This window comes from Rhodospirillaceae bacterium (assembly GCA_028819475.1).
Classification (GTDB): Bacteria; Pseudomonadota; Alphaproteobacteria; order Bin65; family Bin65; genus Bin65.
Genome location: JAPPLJ010000013.1, coordinates 30,238 through 48,197 on the forward strand (window position 1 = coordinate 30,238; position 17,960 = coordinate 48,197).

Genomic DNA, 17,960 nt, shown 5'->3' on the forward strand with positions numbered 1-17,960 from the left:
TTCCCTCCGGTGTCTCAGGCCGCGTCCGGCGCCAAGATGGCCTTGCCGATGCTGCCGCCGACCCGGGCGGCGGACGCCTTCTCGCTGTCCCGGGACAGGTGGGCGTAGCGCGCCGTCGCGCTCACCGTGGCGTGGCCGAGCAGCTTGCCGATCATCGGCAGGCCCGCGCCGAGCGCCAGGGCGCGCGAGGCATAGGAGTGGCGCAGGTCGTGGAGCCGGACATCCTGCAGGCCGGCCTGCGCGCGCAGGCGCTTCCAGACTTGGTGGATCGCCACATATCGGCTGCCGGGCTTGCGGCCGGCGAAGACCCAGGGACTGTCTCCAGCGCGGGACATTCCGGACAGCACCGCCTCGACCGCCGGGGTCAGCGGCACTCGCCGGGCGCCGGCCTTGGCATCCGTCAGCCGCAGTTCGGCTGCAACGTGGTCGACATCGTCCCATTGCAGGCTCAGGATCTCGTTCCTGCGGCAGCCGGTCAGCAGCAGCAGGCGGATCGCCGCGACGGCAACGGGATTCTCCGAGCCGTCCCTTTCGGCCTCGGCCAGCGCCCGGCCGAGCCGGCGGTACTCGTCGCGCGACAGGAACCGTTCGCGCGGCGTCTCCTTGTAGCGCCGCACTCCCTTGCACGGGTTTTGGCCGGGCGGCACCAGATCCCAGGCTTCGGCCAGCCGGAACATCGCCGACAGCACCGCCAGCGTCCGGTTGGCCTGGTAGGGCATGGCCGACAGGCCGTCGTGCAGGGCGACGACATGGCGCCGCTCGACGGCCGATACCGCAAGGTCGCCCAACGCAGGAACAATATGGTTGCGCACAATCAGGCCGAAGCTGTCTCCGGTGTTGGCGCTGCAGTTCACCTCGACATGCTCGCGTAGGAATCGCTCCGCTAGGGCGGCGACCGTCGGCTCCGCTTCGGGCGCGGCCGGAAAGGGCGGCTCGCCCCGCTTGATGCGGTCGATGACGATCACCGCCTGGCGGCGGGCCGCATCGGCCGTGATGTCGCCATGCCGTCCCAGGGTGACACGCTTCGGTCCGGCCGGCCCCCGGGTCTGCACGCAGTAGACTCGGCGCCCGGTGCGATAGACCCGGACGCCGAATCCGGGGAGGTCCGAATCCCAGAAGACCGAATCGCGGCCTTCCGCCGCCAGCGCTTCGACGCTACGCTTGGTAAGCTTGAAGCTGGTCTTTCCAGGCATCCGTCTCTCCTTGCCGAACCAGGGCTGCCCACTGCGAAACCGGCAACATGCGTAATCGTATCGCAACCGACAGAGGACGCGTCACCGGACGTTGGCAGGAGGCATGCGGCGTCGAAATGGGTAGCCGGAATGCAGTCAGATTGTCAATAAGATTAATTACTACAACTAGTTATGCTACGCGTGACGAAACGAGTTGACCAATGACGAGCCGTGGCGAAACAAGAAATATCTAATGAAATGTCATGATTCGTCACGATCCCGCATTGCTCCCTTCCTTGCCGCCCCGGACTCGATGCGGGGCCCAGGGCCGACCCGAAAGGCCTTTGCATGTGGCCCCTTCGACAGGCTCAGGGCAGGCTCCTGGACCCCGGATCGTCGCTCCCCGGATCGGGGTCCGGGGCAAGCCGCTCCGTCCGGGGTGGCAAAGGGGAGTGGCGGTGAGTCCGGGAAATGTCATGTTTTGTCATGATCGGACCTCCGCCGGACGACGGCGGAACGAGCAGGATGTTCATATATTGTTCTTTTCGTGCGTGTCAACCCGGTGCCCGCGCTAATTAATAGCGACTCGAAACTGTTTGGCGCCTGACTGTTTGGCCGGCGGACAATTCATGCTATGCCCCGGGCCCATGAATGCCCCCGATTCCCTGAACGAGCCCGCCGCCGGCCGCGCCGCGCCCGAGGGACAGGCGGTCGATCTTGGCCGGCTTGCCGGCCTGCTGGGCTACCGTCTACGCCGGGCGGAGGTGTTCGCCTTCCAGAATTTCGCCGCCCATCTCGGCGCCGACGGGATCAGCCCCGGCCAGCTCGGCGTGCTGCTGCTGGTCCAGGCGAATCCCGGATCCAACCAGACCCGGATCGGCCGGGCGCTCGGCATCGACCGGTCGACCCTGGTCTCGATCGTCGACACGCTGGAGGCGCGCGGCCTGGTCCGGCGCGAGCCGTCGCCGACCGACCGGCGCTCCCACGCCCTAGTGCTGTCGGACGAGGGCGCCGCCTTTCTGCGCGCCATCCGGCCGCGGCTCGACGCCCACGAGGCGGAAATCGCGCGCAACCTGTCGCCGGCCGAGCGGGCGCAGCTGATCGACCTGCTGCAGCGGCTGGCGGCGCCGTGACGCCGGCGGTGACGTCCGACGGGCCCGCGGACTTCCCGCAGACCTTCGGCGCCCTGCTGCGCGAGAGCGCCCGGCGCCACCCGGACAGGGCGGCGGTCGTCGGCTATCGGGACGGTGCCCGAAGCGAAAACCGCGTGGCGATGACCTATGCCGGGCTGGACCGGGCGGCCGACCGGCTGGCTCGTGCGCTGGCCCGCGCCGGCTATGCGAAAACGGCGGACCGGCCGGGGCGCTGGCTCGCCATCCTGTCGCCCAACGAGGTCGACTACGCGGCGGTCCATTTCGGGGCGGCGCGGGCCGGCTGCCCGCTTGCCCACGTCTCGGTGCGCGCCAATGCAGCCGGCCGGGCCGAGATGTTGGCCGGGGTCGGCGCCGAACTGCTGTTCGTCCATGCCGATCTGGCCGGGGACGCCCGCGCCCTGCTCGCCGGTTTGCCGGCGCTCGAACGGATCGTCGTCATCGGCGGCGCGGCCGGGCCGGACTCGCTGGACGCCTTCACCGCCGATGCGCCGGACGGCGACCCGCTCGTCGCGGTGCACCCCGACGATCCGGCGGCGGTGACCTTTTCCAGCGGCTCGACCGGCGCGCCCAAGGGCGTATTGGTCTCGCACCGCAACCGCACGCTCGCCTCGTGCCTCGGCGCGCAGGCCTTCGAGCTGGCCGACGATGACGTCATGGCCTGCACCACGCCGCTGTTCCACGTCGCCGGCCTGTTCATGTGGCTCCAGATCGGCATCAGGCGCGGCCTCACCGTCGTGCTGCTGGAGAAGTGGGCGCCGGACCTGTTCGCCGACGCCGTCGAGCGCGACGTCGCGACCGCCGCCTTTCTGGTGCCGTCGCAGGTGACGGCGCTGCTGGACGATCCGGCGGCGGCTGCGCGAGTGCGGCAGGAAGACGGTGGCCTGCGCCATCTCAACATCAGCGGCGCGCCGATGCCGTCGGGCCTGCTCGAGCGCGCGCTAAGCGCCTGGCCGGGCCTCGAGATCGTCGAGCATTACGGCCAGTCGGAAAGCTGCCCGCTCGCCTACCGGCCGGCCGCCTTCGCGCGCTCCAAGCCGATGAGCGCCGGGCGGCCCTGCGTCGAGATGGCGGTGCTGGACCGGGACGGCCGGCCCCTGCCGCAGGGGGAGGCCGGCGAGGTCGCGAGCCGCGGCGCGCACACGCTGCTCGGCTATGTCGGCGAGGACTCCGGCGAGGATATCGGCGGCGGGGCGGAACTGGCGGCCCTGCGCGCCGGCGACGGCTGGCTCAGGACCGGCGACATCGGCCGGATCGACGAAGACGGTTTCCTCCACCTGATCGACCGCTCGAAGGACGTCATCGTCTCGGGCGGCGAGAACATCTTTCCCGCCGAGGTCGAGCGCGCGCTCTACCTGCATCCAGCGGTCCGCGAATGCGCCGTCTTCGGCGTGCCCGACGACCGGTGGGGCGAGGTCCCGGCCGCCCATGTCGTGGCTAACGGCGCGGGCGGTGGAGGCGACGACGAAACTGCGGGCGGCAGCGGTGCACTGCCCGACGAAGCCGCCCTGATCGACTTCGTCGTGGCCCGGATCCCGCGCTACAAGCGCCCGCGCTTCGTCAAATTCGTCGACGCCCTGCCCCGCACCGCCATCGGCAAGATCCAGAAGAACCGGATTCGGGCGGAGTACTGGAAGGGAAGGGACCGGGCGATATGAGGTATTCTCAAACAGCTACTGTCGTGTCGTGTAACATAGATTTTTGGTTTACAATAGATGAGCAATGCATGCACGATTTCATGACACTATTGACATCAAGCTCTTCTAGAAACTACATTGTCAGTGAGACTAGTATAGGAGTTGGATCATGAATGGAATTTACGCCATGTTTTATACGGGGATTTCCGGTATTGGAAACGCCGTTTTCATCATGGTGGATGGAAAAATCTCTGGTGCTGATGTTTCGGGAGGTATTCTTGATGGGGAATATACAGCAATAAAAAATAATCGTGTAACTTTCCAAGCACGGCTTACTACACCAGTAGGAGCCACACTTGTCACTGGCCAGACAGTTGCTGATAAACCAATTACCCAAGAAGTTTCTGCTACTTTATCGGCGAATTTCGCAAATGGCAGTCCTGTTCAAATTCAGATGCCAATGGGTCCTGTCAATGTAGCTTTTAGGAAATTGAGAGACCTGTGATGTCAGATGGTCAGGTGATCCTTTCGATTTGTACAATTTTGGCCATTATTTTGGGGCCAATATTTGCTGTTCTTGTTACAAGATATGTTGATAAGCAAAGAGCGTCTGAAACAAGAAAGATGGATATTTTTCGGACCCTAATGAGAACTAGAAAGATGCCAATTCACTTCGAGCATGTTGGTGCATTGAATTTAATTGAAATAGAATTTGCGAACGAGACGAGAATAATTAGTGCATGGAAAAAATACCTCCAAAATCTCAGCGAAAATCCTCCTCAAGCATTGTCTGGGAGTGAACTTCAGGCATTTGAAAAAAAGCGCGATTCTTTACTCACAAAATTGATTTACGAAATTGCTACAAGTTTGGATTTTAGAGTCGAGCAGCTTGATATTCTAGAGGGAAATTACTTGCCTCAAGGATGGGACGATGACGCCCGAGAACAAAAATTGGCAAGACAAGGACTTATCGAAGTGCTTCAAGGTCGGCGCCCACTTGTCGTTCAACCATATACTCACCAAACGACACAATCGCCCTTCCCGCCACCTCCCGAAATTCCTCGGGCAGAGCAAGATTAGTTTGCGATCGCATCGAATTCATACGAGCTAACGTGATGCCTTGCGGATTTTTTGTCCCACCAACCACTTAGCTAATTCGCCTCGACACTCTAATCCGTCTGTTATCATTCAACTGGCACCACCCCCCACAACCCCCTCCGGCGCGGGCAGCATCGGCGCATGGCCGGGTTCCGCCGCGACGCGCGCGAGCCAGGCGGTGACGTTGGGATAGGGGGCAAGGTCGAAGCCGCCTTCGCCGGCGACGTGGGTGTAGGCGTAGAGGGCGATGTCGGCGACCGTCATGGCCGCGCCGCCGAACCAGTCCACGCCGCCGAGATGCCCTTCCATCACCGCGAGCGCGGCATGGCCGCCGTCCTGCTTCGCCGGCAACTGGGCGCGCTGCAGGTCGGTCATGTCCGAATGCTGGATCCAGTGGCGCGCGACGGCGATGTTTGGCTCGTGGCTGTATTGCTCGAAGAACAGCCATTGCAGGGTCAGCGCCCGGTTGAGCCGCCCGGCCGGCAGGAAGCGCGAGCCCTCGGCCAGATAGCACAGGATCGCGTTGGATTCGGCGAGGCAGGTCCCGTCCTCCAGCACCAATAGCGGAATCCGCCCGTTCGGGTTGAGGGCGAGGAAATCCGCCGTCCGCGTCTCGCCCGTCATGATGTCGAGTTCGATCCGCTCGTAGGTCAGGCCGAGATGGGCCATCAGCAGGCGCGGCTTGTAGCCGTTGCCGGAGAGACGGTTGTCGTACAGGCGGAGCATGGGCAGAGTCCTGAAGCGATGCGGGGTCGCGCGTTTTCCGAAACCTTGCCGCGACTGACGAGTGGCGCAAATGCCGAATATCGGTAAGATTACGCCAACATGCCCGACCACCCGCCCCATTCCACCGTCGTCGCTCTGGCCTATGACGGGCTGTGCACCTTCGAGTTCGGCTGCGCCTACGAGATCTTCGGCCTGCCGCGGCCGGAACTGGACCGGCCCTGGTACCGGTTCGAGGTCTGCGCCGCCGAGCCGGGGCCGCTCGCGGCGGCGGGCGGGCTTGCGGTCCGGGCACCCTATGACCTGGGCCTGATCGAGCGGGCGGACACGGTGATCGTGCCGGGCTGGAAGAGCCCGGATGCGCCGGCGCCGCCGGCCCTGCTCGCCGCGCTCGCCGGCGTGGTCGAGCGCGGCGGCCGGCTGGCCTCGATCTGCTCGGGCGCCTTCCTGCTCGCCGCCACCGGGGTGCTGGACGGCCGGCGCGCCACCACCCACTGGCGCTATACCGGGGCGCTGGCGCGGCGCTATCCGCAAGTCCGGGTCGATCCGGACGTGCTCTACGTCGACGAGGGCCCGGTCCTGACCTCGGCCGGCAGCGCGGCGGGGCTCGACCTCTGCCTCCATATCGTGCGCCGCGACCACGGCGCGGCGGTCGCCAACGCCGTCGCCCGGCGGCTTGTGCTCGCGCCGCACCGCGACGGCGGCCAGCGCCAGTTCGTCGAAACCCCGGTCTCCGCCGGGGCGGACGCCGGCCGGCTGGCGCGGCTGCTCGACTGGCTGCCCGCCCATGTCGACGAGCCGCTCGGCGTTGCCGACCTCGCCGCACGCGCAGGTATGAGCGTGCGCAACTTTCAGCGGCGCTTTCGCGAAGCGACGGGCTCGACGCCGGGCGACTGGCTCACCCGGCAGCGCGTGGACCGCGCCCGCCGCCTTGCGGAGACCACCGATCTGACCGTCGAACAGATCGCGACGCGCGCCGGCTTCGGCACCGTCGAGACGCTGCGCCATCACTTCCGGCGCCTTGTCGGGACCACCCCGACCGGCTATCGCCGCACCTTCGGCCGGGTTCGGGGATGACCATGACAGACACCGACGACTTTTCCGATGACCGTGGGCCCGATCCTTCCGGGGAGCCGCTCGGCCGTTTTGTCCGCGCCTTCTACGACGCCCGCCGCGCCGCGGCGCGCAGCGGCGATCTCGCCCCGCTCGACGCCTTCATCGCGCCGGACGTGCGCTGGGCCGAGCCCGACGTCGGCGACCATATGGGCGACCTGCGCGGCCGCGCGGCGGTGCTCGGCATGATCCGCCGCGCCCTCGCGACGACCGGCGGCACCTTCGACCTGCGGGTGACCGGGACGGTCGAGACCGGCAGCCATGTCGCGGCGCTGATCGCCTGGTCGGCGGAGAAGGACGGCGGGCGAATCGAGGGGCGGGAACTGGCGGTCTACGAGGTGCGGGACGGCCGCATCGCCGCGGCGTGGTTCCATCCGGAGAACATCGCCGACGACCGCGCCTTCTGGGGCGAGGCCTAGCCCGGATTTCTCACCGCAGTCACGGTCTGCGAGGCGTTTCGGCCGGCGCGCGCCGACTGTGCCGCCAGCGATGCCGGCGCCGGAAAAGCCGGCGATGCCCTGCGGCGGTCCGCCGATTACGGCCTTGCCCGAATCCGCACGGCTCCCCTACCCTTTCTGCCAGCGCCGGTTTTGCCAGCACCGGCTGGGGCCCGGACCAGGGAGAACGGCATGGCCTATCTCGACGACAGCGCGTGGCGCTATTTCTGGCATCCGGTCTGCACCCTGCCGGAACTCGCCGCCGCTGCGTCCGATAACCGGGCGCTCGCGGTCACGCTGCTCGGGGAGCCGATCGCCGTCGCCGAGATCGCCGGCACCCTCGCCGCCTTCCTGGACCGCTGCATCCATCGCTCGACGCGCCTGTCGATCGGCTGCGTGGAGGCGGGCGGGCTGCGCTGCGCCTATCACGGCTGGCTCTACGACGCCGGCGGCATGTGCGTCGAAATCCCGGCGATGCCGGACTACAAAATCCCGCCCGGCTTCCGGCTCCGGAAGATCGAGGCCCGGGTCGCCTACGACCTGGTCTGGCTGCGCCTCGATCCGGAGGCCGGCACCGAAATTCCCGGCTGCCCGGCCTGGGGCGACGAGGCGTTCCGCTGCGTCGCGGGCGAACCTTACACCTGGCCGACCTCAGCCGGGCGCCGGCTGGAGAATTTCGTCGACCTGTCGCATTTCCCCTTCGTCCATGACGGCTCGCTCGGCGACCGGCGGCACACGACGGTGCCGATCGCCGAGACCGCCCGCGTCGGCGGCGAGCTCCGGTTCCGCTTCGAACCGGAACCGGACATGGACCTGCCCGACGTCGCGCTGATGGCGCCGACCGACTACCGGCTCTGGATGCCGTTCACGGTCAATCTCGAATTCTTCTTTCCCGACGGCGAGCGCGGCCAGCTCTGGATGACCGCCTCGCCGGTCGAGTCCGGAACCTGCCGCAGCTTCTGGTTCACCTGCCGCACCGCCGACCGGGACGGCGACGACCGCCCCCATCTCGAATTCCAGGACCTCGTGCTCCGTGAGGACCTGCCGGTGATCGCGGCCCAGGACCCGCCGGAGATCCCCGGCCCGGCGGGCGAGCAGTCCGTGCCGGCCGACGCGGTCTCGCTGGCCTATCGCCGCTGGCTGCGCGAACTCTCCGGGGCGGCGCAGAAAGGGGCGGCCGAAGTCGCCCGGAGTCTGGCCGCCGGCAAGCGGCAACGGCGGCCAGGCGCCGCGGCAGGCGCCTGACGCCGCAGGGTTCCGCAATTCCGCAATGGGCCCGTCAGGCGCCCTCGGTCTCTTCTTCGGGCAGCACGGCGTTCAGGACCGCCGCCACGACGCCGGCGACGACGATGCCGGAGACGAAGAGCGGCAGCGACCACTGCGGCAGGACATCGGCCGGCAGCGGGCCGAAGCCGGCGGCGCCGGCAAGCTGCTGGACCTGCCACAACCCCATGCCGAGGCCGAGGGAGATCGCCGCGATCAGCATGTTGCGGGTCGAGAGCCCCGACCGCGCGACGAGCTTGAGGCCGGCGGAGACAATCAGGCCGAACATGATCACCGCCGCGCCGCCGAGCACCGGCTCGGGCATCGCGCCGATCACCGCGGCCAGCTTCGGAATGAAGCCGCAGAGCAGCAGGAAGACCGCGCCGACGGTCACCACATGACGGCTCATCACCCGGGTGAAGGAGACCAGACCGACATTCTGGCTGTAGGAGGTGTTGGGCAGACCGCCGAACAGGGCGACGATCGCCGAGCCCAGGCCGTCGGCCATGATGCCGCCCTTGAGCTCCTTGTCGGTCGGCTCGCGGTCCGCGCCGCCGGCGGTGACGCCGGAGATGTCGCCGACCGTCTCGACGGTGGTGATGAACGCCATGATGACCATGAGGCCGATCAGGCTGAGCGCCGCCGGGGTCGAGAATTCCAGGCCGAACCACTCGCCGGGCAGGCCGATCCAGTCCGCCTTGGCGATGCCCTCCACCTTGCGCGGATTGAACATGCCGAACGGGATCGCGACCAGGTAGCCGATCACGATGCCGATGAAGACCGACGCGGTCGACCAGATTCCCTTGCCGAACCTGCGAATCAGCAGGATCACCAGGATGACGAACAGGGCCATTGCCCAGTTGCCGATGTCGCCGAAACCGGCCTTCTTGCAGAATCCGGCCGGATAGGCGCCGCAGCCGGCGGAATATTTGATGCCGACGGGCAGCAGGGTGAAGCCGATGGTCATCACCACAACGCCGGACACCAGCCCCGGAATGAACTTCCGGATCTGCGGGATGAAATAGCCGAGAAGGATCTGGAACAGGCCGCCGATCAGGCTCGCGCCGAAGACGGCCGCCAGGCTCGCGCCGCCCTTGATCGCTCCGGTGAGAATGCCGACATAGGCGAAGCTGGTCCCCTGGACGATCGGCAGCCGCGACCCGACCGGCCCGATGCCGACCGTCTGGATCAGCGTCGCGACGCCGGCCGCGAGCAGGGCGATCTGGACGAGCACGGTGATATATTGCGGCCCCGCGGCGAGGGCGATGAGCAGGGGCACCGTGATGTTCCCCGCAAACATGGCGAGGACATGCTGGATGCCCAGCGGAATGGCATCGCGCATCGGCGGCCGGTAATCGGGATTCTTGAGATTTTCGTCCATGACCAGCGTTCCGTTGATCGGGTGATCGAGGCGCCGGGACTTTTCCGAGGCGCCAGCGGCTGACACCGAACCGGGCCAAGCGTGCCATCGTCGCACGCCCGTTCCCAGCGAATCAAGTCACCGATCCGTCAATTCCCGGCCCGACAGAAGCCGAACGAAAAATCCCGCTTGCCCAACATCGGAGGGCCGACTTACGCTGTCGGCAATCGCGCGGCAGGGCGGATCGACAAGGGACGGGGGCAGGGCCGATGCCGGTCGAACAGGCGGAGAGCGGCGCACCGGCGGAAGAGGGCCACCTTTTCGCCGGCTACGAGACCGACCCGGCCTTCTACGACGAGATGTTCGATGCGGACGGCGCGCCGCGCGCCCATTGCCGCGCATTGCTGGAGTCGCTCGGCGAGACGCCGCACGAAGAGATCGCCGTCATGCAGGAGCGCGCCGAACGGTCGTTCCTGCACGAGGGCATCACCTTTTCCGTCTACGGCGAAGCGGGCGCGCTGGAGCGGATCATCCCGATCGACATCATCCCGCGCATCATCGCCGCCGAAGAATGGGACTTTCTCGAACGCGGGCTGCGCCAGCGGCTCGAGGCGCTCAACCTGTTCCTCGCCGACATCTACGGGCCCGGGCGGGTCATCGCCGACGGCGTCATCCCCGCCGACATGGTGCGCGGCTGCCCGCAGTTCCGGATCGCGATGCGTGGCGTGGAGGTTGCGCACAGCACCTATGTCTCGGTCTGCGGCACGGACCTGGTCCGGACCCATGACGGCTTCCTGGTGCTGGAGGACAATCTGCGGGTTCCCTCGGGCGTGTCCTACATGCTGGCGAACCGGGCGGCGGTCAAAACCAGCCTGCGTAACGTGTTCCGGCGGCACAAGGTGCGCGGCATCGAGGATTACGGCCGGTTGCTCCGCCGGACGCTGGCGGAGCTGTCGCCGCGCGGCGACCGCGATCCGACCATCGTCCTGCTGACCCCCGGCGTTTACAATTCGGCCTTCTACGAGCACATGTTCCTGGCGCGCGAGATGGGCATCGAGCTGGTGCAGGGCAGCGACCTGGTGGCCCGCAACGGCTTCGTCTACATGCGCACGACCGGCGGGCTGCGCCGCGTCGACGTGATCTACCGGCGGATCGACGACGATTTCCTCGATCCCCTGGCCTTCCGGCCGGATTCTGTGCTCGGCACGCCCGGCCTGTTCAACGCCTACCGGCTGGGCAACGTCGCCATCGCCAACGCGCCCGGCACGGGCGTCGCCGACGACAAGAGCGTCTACGCCTATGTGCCGGAGATCATCCGCTATTTCCTCAACGAGGAGCCGCTGCTGGCCAACGTCGAGACCCACCTGTGCCGCAATCCCGAGGGCTTGGAATACACGCTCGACAATCTGGACAAGCTGGTGGTCAAGGAGGTCGGCGGCTCCGGCGGTCACGGCATGCTGGTCGGGCCGCACGCCACGCCGGAAGAGCGCGAGACCTTCGCCGAAGCGATCCGGAGCGATCCGGCGAACTACATTTCCCAGCCGACCCTCGACCTTTCCTGCGCGCCCTGCCTGGCCGAAGGCGGGGCGGCGCCGCGCCATGTCGATCTCCGTCCGTTCATCCTGCGCGGGCAGGAGACGCGCCTGGTCCCCGGGGCCTTCTGCCGGGTCGCGCTGACCCCCGGTTCGCTCGTCGTCAATTCGAGCCAGGGCGGCGGCGGCAAGGACCTCTGGGTGCTTTCCGGGTAACGCCATGCTGTCGCGCAGCGCACAGGGCCTGTACTGGATCGGCCGCTATCTCGAGCGGGCGCAGCATGGCTGCCGGCTGATCGCCGACCAGTTCGAAACCATGAAGGACCGGCCGGTCGACGAAATCGACAAGAGCTGGCGGCGTCTCTATCAGGGGCTCGGGCGCGTGCCGCTCGGCGGCGAGCTCCGGTCGAACCTGGACGACGAGCAGTTCATGCTGGTCGACGCCTACACGCTGGCCGACGACCTGACCTTCGAACCCGCCAACCCGGATTCGATCCGCAACTGCCTCGCCAACGCGCGCGAGAATGCCCGCCAGGTGCGCAACGTCGTCGACGAGGATCTGTGGTCCTGCCTCAACCTCGCCTTCCTCGACCTGCGGGATATCGAGATCCCGGACATCTGGAAAGACCGCCCGAACGAATTCTATCGCCGGACCGAAGATGCGGTGCGCACCTTCTTCGGCATCGCCGAGAGCAACATGTACCGCGACAATGGCTGGCACTTCCTGCAGCTCGGCCGGTTCGTGGAGCGGGCGCAGCTGCTGGCGGCGCTGATCGACGCGCAACTCACCGTCTATCCGGTCGGCGGGCCGCAGGCGGACCCGGACTGGCTGTCGCTGCTGCGCATCTGCGCGGCGCGGGATTCCTACGGCCGTCTGCATTCGATGCAGTTCGACCCGGCCGCCGTGGTCGACTTTCTGGTCGCCGATCCGCTGGTTTCCCGCTCGGTCCGTTATGCCGTGGCCCGGATTTGCGAAGCGCTCGATGCGGCTTCGGCCGGGCGGCCGCTCGCCTTCGAGGCCGGTCGCCGCGCCGGCAGGCTGGCGGCGCTGATCGACTATGACTGGCCGAACCGCGATCCGGCCGACGACGAAGCCATCCGGGCGACGCTGCATGCGCTCGGCGACGACTGCCGCCGCCTGCACGACGATATCGACTCCGCCTATTTCAGCTACGGGATCGAAGAGGGCGCGGACGCGTAACGGCGCGGGGCGTTTCCCAGGAGCGTGTCCCTTATTAACCCCACATTTTTCACAAAACCTGCCGCCCCGGCCTCCGAACCGGGGCCCAGAGCCGCAGGGCAAAGCGGCGGATACGGATCCGGGCGACGGCAACGATCCGCGGCGCGGATTGGACTGCAGGGCTGCGGAAACCCCTGACGCCCATCTCTGAGTGCACCGACCGTCGTGCGATTCCGGACCCCGGCTCGGGGGCCGGGGTAACATGCTTCCTTATGTTAACCCGTTAGTGCGAAAGAATTTTCTTGCACACAAGTCTTCGGCGCCCCGATTTCCTGTGAGAAACCCGGGCTAGGCAGGCGCCGATTTCGGCAGTTCGACAATCATTTCGGTGAATTGGCCGGCTTCCGTCTCGACCCGGATGCTGCCGCCGTGCTGACGGATGATGTCGCTGGACAGCGCGAGGCCGAGCCCGGTGCCCTGGTCGGTCGGCTTGGTCGTGAAGAAGGGATGGAAGATCTTCTCGACCAGTTCGTCCGGGATGCCGCCGCCGTTATCCCGGATGCGGATTTCTACGCTCTCGTCGAGGCTCCGCGTTGTCAGCCGCAGCAGCGGTTCGTAGTCGGCGCCGCCCTCCTTCAGCTTGACGGCGTCCGGGTCGGTCTCCTTCAGCGCCATGCGCTTTTCGCGGGTCGCGTAGCAGGCGTTGGTCACCATGTTCAGGAAGACCCGGCTGAGATCCTGGGGGATCACCTCGATTTCTCCGACCGCGGAGTCCAAGTCCTCCTGAATCTCGATATTGAAGTTTGAATCGCTGGCGCGCGCGCTGTGATAGGCGAGCCTGGCATGTTCCGACAGCAGGGCGTTGATGTCTGCCGGCCGGCGTTCGCCCGAGCCGCGGCCCATCTGGAGCATGCTCTGGACGATATTGTTCGCCCGCTGGCCGTGCTCCTGGATCGCCTTGAGGTTGCCGGTGAGATCGCCGGCGATTTCCTCGATCAGCCCGGCCGTGTCGTCTTCGTCGTCTCCCTCGCGGTCTTTCAATACGGCGCGGACCTCCTCGAGCATCTCTTCCATCAATTCCACCGAGACTTCAGAGAAATTCTTGATGAAATTCAGCGGATTCTTGATTTCGTGGGCGACTCCCGCGGTCAGTTCGCCGAGTGCGGCAAGCTTCTCGCGCATGACGATCTGATCCTGGGCCTTTTCGAGTTCGCCCAGCGCGGTCTCGAGCTGATCGTTCTTGCCCTTGAGTTCCTCGGCCAGCTTCTCCACCAGGTTCAGGCGCTGCACCTCGAGCGCGTGGCGGCGGAAGACTTCGAGCGCCGCCGCCATTTCGCCGACCTCGTCGCGCCCGCCGATATCCACCTCGGCCTCGAGGTCGCCTTCGGCCATGCGCCGCATTCGGTCGGACAGGCGCCCCAGCCGGCGCGAAAGGAAGCGGCCGACATAGATCCAGGACAGCAGCACCGCACCGACCACGCTGGCGGCGCTGATCAGCAGCAGGAGATTGCGCCCGGTCAGGATCGCCTCGGCCGAGGCGAGGGTCGCCTGCTGGACGTTGGCGCGGGCGGCCCGGACCAGGCCCTCGGCCCCGGCGACGAGCTCGACGGCCAGGCTGCGGTTGCGCTCCAGGAGATTGCGCTGGCGGCTGTCGACGGCGAGTTCCCCGGCGCGCAGCCCGAACACATTGTCCGGCCCTTCGCCCAGCGCGATCAGCCGCGCAAACGGCGCGGTCAGCCGCTCACCCAGCGATGTGGCGTTGAGACTCGACAGGCGCCGCTTGATGCCGCGGGAGGTGGCTTCGAAGCTCTCGCGCAACGGTTCGAGCAAGGAGGCGTCGGAAATGTTCAGCGCGGTCGCCAGAAGCTGGACGCCGGTCGTCGCGTCGGACCTGAGTTCGGCGAGATGGCGATAGCGGGTGATCGCCGCCTCGGAGGCATGTTCGGCGCGCGGCGCCGGCGGCTGGCCGATTTGGCGGTACCCGGTCACCGCGAAGAACAGTTGGTCGTCGATCAGCGGAATCAGGTTGCCGACCAGCCGGCCGCGCAATTCCGTCAATTCCCGGAGCCGCGCCTGGCGCTGCCCGGCCAGGTCGAAGCGTTTGGCCATCGAGACCTCGATCGCCTCGATATTGGCCATCAGGGCTTCGCCGCTCCGGCGCAGGGGCCCGGACCGGGACGCCACGCCCTCGATGTCGGTCAGCGCCTTGAGCTGCGCTTCGAACGCCTTTCGGTCCCGGGCGATGCCGCCGGCGATCCGGGCCAGTTCGCCGGGCGTGGCGGCGGCGGTCAGGCGCGGCGCGGCGGCGACCAGCGTGCCGCTTTGCTGGGCAACCGCGAACGCCGCGGCCATTTCGGGCACGCTGCCTTCGTTCACCCGGTTCTGCACGTCGCCGACGCGGTCGAAGGAGATCCAGCCGACCAGGCTGGCGACGATGGTGAAGGCCACAGCGCCCCCGATGCCGAGGTAGAGCTGCGTCGACAGGCTTCTGGGAAGGGGGATCACTGTGCCGCCGAATCCCGGAGTGTCTCGACCGGGCGGTACCGGCCATCCCTGTCGATGACCGTCAGGAAGACGCTGTCCGATCCCTGGTTGTCGCTGGCGCCGAAGCGCAGTTTGAACCCATCCAGGTCGATCTCTTTCTTGCGCCTCAGCCGATCCAGGAAACAGGCCCTGTCCGGCTGCGGACCGCAGTCCCGGAGCGCGGCGATGGCGAGGCGCCCGGCCAGATATCCTTCGAGGGAAACGAAGCCGGGCTGCCCGCCCTTCGCATGCCTCGCCAGCGCCCGGCGGTAGGCCTTGAGAACGGGCGGCCGGTCCGCCGTCGGAAACGGGACGACCTGAGTCACGAAGACGCCGGCGCCGCCCGATCCCAGCTCGCGGCGCAGGGCGTTGCTGCCGACGAAGGAGATGGTCATGAACACCGGATCGAAACCGATATGGCGCGCCCACGCGATGAAGGCCGCCACCGGCCGGTAGGCGCCGACCAGGACGACCGCGCCGGGATTGGCGCTGCGCAGATCGAGCAGGGCGGTCTTGACCGCCGTGGTGTTGCGCGGATACACGCCGGTTCCCGCCGGTTTCAGCCCGCGGCGTTCGAGCGCGCGCATCACGCCGCGATACCCCGCCCGGCCGAATGTATCGTCCTGGTACAGCACCGCGATCCGCTCGATGCCGAGATCGCCGATCAGGCGCGCCACCATTTCCTCGGTTTCCTGGTAGTAGGAAGCCCGCAGGTTCACGACGATCCGCAACTTCGGATCGCGCAGGAATTCGGCGCCGGTAAACGGCGCCACATAGGGCACGCCGGCAGATGCCGCGACCGGCACCGCGGATCGCGAGGTCGGCGTGCCGACGGCGCCGATCAGGGCGAAGACGCCCTCTTCCTTCGCCAGTTTCGCGGTATTCGCGATGGCCGCTTCGGGCTCGTAGGCGTCGTCGAGCGACCGGAGTTCGAGCCGCCGGCCGTGGACGCCGCCTTTTTCGTTTATCTCGGCGAAGGCGGCTTCAATGCCCAGCCGCATGTTCCGGCCCAAGTCACCGGCAGGGCCGCTGAAGGCGGCGGACTGGCCGAACAGCACGCGTGCGGCGGAAACGCCCTGTTCGGCTGCGCCGGCGGGGCCCGCCGCGGCGGGCGCCAGCGCGAAAAGCGCCGCAGCCAGCAGTGCCACCGACCACCGGCTCGGCGGACGCGTCATTCCTCTCTCCGCTTGACCAGCGTCAAACGGTTGAGGTTGCCGTCCCGCCGATAGCTCGCCTCGTCCATCATCGTGAGGACCAGATGGACGCCGAGCCCGCCGATGGCGCGATCCTCGACGGCCGACACCGTATCGGCGTCGGGCGTATCGACCAGCGGGTCGAAAGGCCGCCCGCTATCGGCCATTTCGATGGTCAGCCGGCCCGGTTCCGACACAAAATCGATCTGCACGGTTTCGCCGGGGCAACCGCCATAGTTGATGACGTTGGTGAACAGCTCCTCGACGACCAGCTTCACCTCGAATTCGAGCTTGGACGTCCAGCTCTGCTGCGCCGCAAACGCCTCAAGCTCCTCGTGGAGCCGCGCAATGTCGTCGAGCGTCGCCGACAACTGCAGGGACAGCTCCGCGCTCACTCAGCCCCCTCTCCGCGCCGCAGTATGAGGCAGGTGATGTCGTCGAACTGGGGCGCGCCGTCAGCGAACACCTTCACCGCCTCGAGAACATCCGCCGTGGCCGCGCGGGCGTCGCTGGGCGGCGATTCGGCGAACACATCGTAGAGACGGTCGAGCTCGAACTGTTCGCCTTCCTCGTTTTCCGCCTCGGTCACGCCATCGCTGTAGAGAATGGCCGAATCGCCCGGCGCAAGCGTGATCGCATTCTCCTGAAAGGCGATGTCGGGGAAGATGCCCAGCGCGATCCCGTCAGTCGTCGGCAACAGGCTGGGCGTGCCGTCGGCCCGGAAAATCACCGGCGGATTGTGTCCGCCGTTGGCATAGACGAATTCCCCCGTGGCCGGATCGAATACGCCGAGAAACAGCGTGACGAACATCGCCGTGTCGTTGTTCTCGCACAGCAGCTGGTTGACTTCGCGCAGGATTTTCGACGGATCGGACTGGCCGATCGCGGCGCCCCTGAGCAGGGTCCGGCTCGACATCATGAACATCGCCGCCGGGATTCCCTTTCCGGATACGTCGGCTACCGCCAGGCCGATGCGACCGCCTTCCATCGGCATCAGGTCGAAAAAATCGCCGCCGACGTCGCGCGCCGCCTCCATGCTGGCAAAGACCTGATACTGATCGGTCTCGGGGAAACTCGTCGGCAGGATGGATTGCTGCATCCGGTTGGCGAGGCTGAGTTCGTTCTCCAGAACGACGAGCTTGTCGCGGGATTCGAGCGCCGAGCGCCAGAGTTCGATCGTCTCCAGGGTTCGCGAAATTGTGATCCGCAGGTCGTCGAAATCGATCGGCTTGGTGACGAAATCGAAAGCGCCCCGGTTCATCGCCGTGCGGATATTCTTCATGTCGCCATAGGCGGACACGACGACCGAGCGGACATTGGGATCGACCGACGGTATCTGCTCGAGCAAGGTCAGGCCGTCCATCTCGGGCATGTTGATGTCCGAGAGGACCATGTCGATATCCTGGTGTTCCCGAAGTTCCCTGAGCGCTTCGACACCGTTGCCGGCAAAGACGAACTCGTATTCGCCGGCGCGAATCTCACGCCTCATGCGCTGACGTACGAGCCGTTCGACATCCGGCTCGTCGTCCACAACCAGGATCTTGTTGGCTCCCCGTTTGATGGCGCCCTCCTCGTCGT

At 66.7% G+C, this 17,960-nt stretch carries 16 protein-coding genes; 9 read left to right on the forward strand and 7 right to left on the reverse strand.

Annotated features, from left to right (window positions below):
• Positions 1-14: 14 nt before the first annotated feature.
• Positions 15-1,193, reverse strand: coding sequence for a site-specific integrase (locus tag OXM58_03055; GenBank protein ID MDE0147326.1), 1,179 nt, complete (start codon positions 1,191-1,193; stop codon positions 15-17).
• A gap of 626 nt (positions 1,194-1,819) precedes the next feature.
• Between OXM58_03055 and OXM58_03060 the strand changes: the two genes are divergently transcribed.
• From OXM58_03060 to OXM58_03075, 4 genes are all read left to right on the forward strand, one after another.
• Positions 1,820-2,305 (forward strand): MarR family transcriptional regulator, encoded by a 486-nt coding sequence (locus OXM58_03060; protein MDE0147327.1) that lies wholly within the window; start codon positions 1,820-1,822, stop codon positions 2,303-2,305.
• The gene (locus OXM58_03065; protein MDE0147328.1) at positions 2,302-3,981 is read left to right on the forward strand and encodes a class I adenylate-forming enzyme family protein; all 1,680 of its coding nucleotides are present in this window, start codon (positions 2,302-2,304) and stop codon (positions 3,979-3,981) included. The genes OXM58_03060 and OXM58_03065 overlap by 4 nt, the downstream gene beginning before the upstream one ends.
• Before the next feature lie 148 nt (positions 3,982-4,129).
• Complete coding sequence (locus tag OXM58_03070; protein MDE0147329.1) at positions 4,130-4,465, forward strand: hypothetical protein; 336 nt, start codon at positions 4,130-4,132, stop codon at positions 4,463-4,465.
• The gene (locus OXM58_03075; protein ID MDE0147330.1) at positions 4,465-5,040 is read left to right on the forward strand and encodes a hypothetical protein; all 576 of its coding nucleotides are present in this window, start codon (positions 4,465-4,467) and stop codon (positions 5,038-5,040) included. Before OXM58_03070 ends, OXM58_03075 begins: the two co-directional genes overlap by 1 nt.
• A 108-nt stretch (positions 5,041-5,148) precedes the next feature.
• Here OXM58_03075 and OXM58_03080 read toward each other — a convergent pair whose 3' ends face one another.
• A complete protein-coding gene (locus OXM58_03080; protein MDE0147331.1) occupies positions 5,149-5,784 on the reverse strand; it encodes a glutathione S-transferase family protein in 636 nt (211 codons plus the stop codon).
• A gap of 99 nt (positions 5,785-5,883) precedes the next feature.
• Between OXM58_03080 and ftrA the strand changes: the two genes are divergently transcribed.
• The 3 genes from ftrA (at position 5,884) to OXM58_03095 (ending at position 8,576) form a co-directional block, all read left to right on the forward strand.
• Positions 5,884-6,858, forward strand: a complete 975-nt coding sequence (gene ftrA, locus OXM58_03085) for a transcriptional regulator FtrA (protein MDE0147332.1) — start codon at positions 5,884-5,886, stop codon at positions 6,856-6,858.
• A 2-nt stretch (positions 6,859-6,860) separates the two neighbouring features.
• Positions 6,861-7,313 (forward strand): nuclear transport factor 2 family protein, encoded by a 453-nt coding sequence (locus OXM58_03090; protein ID MDE0147333.1) that lies wholly within the window; start codon positions 6,861-6,863, stop codon positions 7,311-7,313.
• Between the two features lie 210 nt (positions 7,314-7,523).
• Positions 7,524-8,576, forward strand: coding sequence for a Rieske 2Fe-2S domain-containing protein (locus OXM58_03095; GenBank protein MDE0147334.1), 1,053 nt, complete (start codon positions 7,524-7,526; stop codon positions 8,574-8,576).
• 34 nt (positions 8,577-8,610) lie between these two features.
• On the opposite strand, the gene OXM58_03100 is transcribed toward OXM58_03095, so the two are convergent.
• Positions 8,611-10,041 (reverse strand): nucleobase:cation symporter-2 family protein, encoded by a 1,431-nt coding sequence (locus tag OXM58_03100; protein MDE0147335.1) that lies wholly within the window; start codon positions 10,039-10,041, stop codon positions 8,611-8,613.
• A 182-nt stretch (positions 10,042-10,223) separates the two neighbouring features.
• Between OXM58_03100 and OXM58_03105 the strand changes: the two genes are divergently transcribed.
• Together OXM58_03105 and OXM58_03110 are read left to right on the forward strand one after the other, a co-directional pair.
• The gene (locus tag OXM58_03105) at positions 10,224-11,702 is read left to right on the forward strand and encodes a circularly permuted type 2 ATP-grasp protein (GenBank protein ID MDE0147336.1); all 1,479 of its coding nucleotides are present in this window, start codon (positions 10,224-10,226) and stop codon (positions 11,700-11,702) included.
• A gap of 4 nt (positions 11,703-11,706) precedes the next feature.
• Complete coding sequence (locus OXM58_03110) at positions 11,707-12,687, forward strand: alpha-E domain-containing protein (GenBank protein ID MDE0147337.1); 981 nt, start codon at positions 11,707-11,709, stop codon at positions 12,685-12,687.
• A 327-nt stretch (positions 12,688-13,014) separates the two neighbouring features.
• On the opposite strand, the gene OXM58_03115 is transcribed toward OXM58_03110, so the two are convergent.
• The 4 genes from OXM58_03115 to OXM58_03130 are packed head-to-tail and all read right to left on the reverse strand — an operon-like array spanning position 13,015 to position 17,913.
• Positions 13,015-15,171 carry an ATP-binding protein gene (locus OXM58_03115; protein ID MDE0147338.1) on the reverse strand — a complete coding sequence of 719 codons (2,157 nt, stop codon included), beginning with the start codon at positions 15,169-15,171 and terminating at the stop codon, positions 13,015-13,017.
• Complete coding sequence (locus OXM58_03120; protein ID MDE0147339.1) at positions 15,168-16,364, reverse strand: ABC transporter substrate-binding protein; 1,197 nt, start codon at positions 16,362-16,364, stop codon at positions 15,168-15,170. The genes OXM58_03115 and OXM58_03120 overlap by 4 nt, the downstream gene beginning before the upstream one ends.
• Positions 16,361-16,777 carry an ATP-binding protein gene (locus tag OXM58_03125; protein MDE0147340.1) on the reverse strand — a complete coding sequence of 139 codons (417 nt, stop codon included), beginning with the start codon at positions 16,775-16,777 and terminating at the stop codon, positions 16,361-16,363. The genes OXM58_03120 and OXM58_03125 overlap by 4 nt, the downstream gene beginning before the upstream one ends.
• A complete protein-coding gene (locus OXM58_03130) occupies positions 16,774-17,913 on the reverse strand; it encodes a SpoIIE family protein phosphatase (protein MDE0147341.1) in 1,140 nt (379 codons plus the stop codon). The genes OXM58_03125 and OXM58_03130 overlap by 4 nt, the downstream gene beginning before the upstream one ends.
• Positions 17,914-17,960 lie beyond the last annotated feature (47 nt).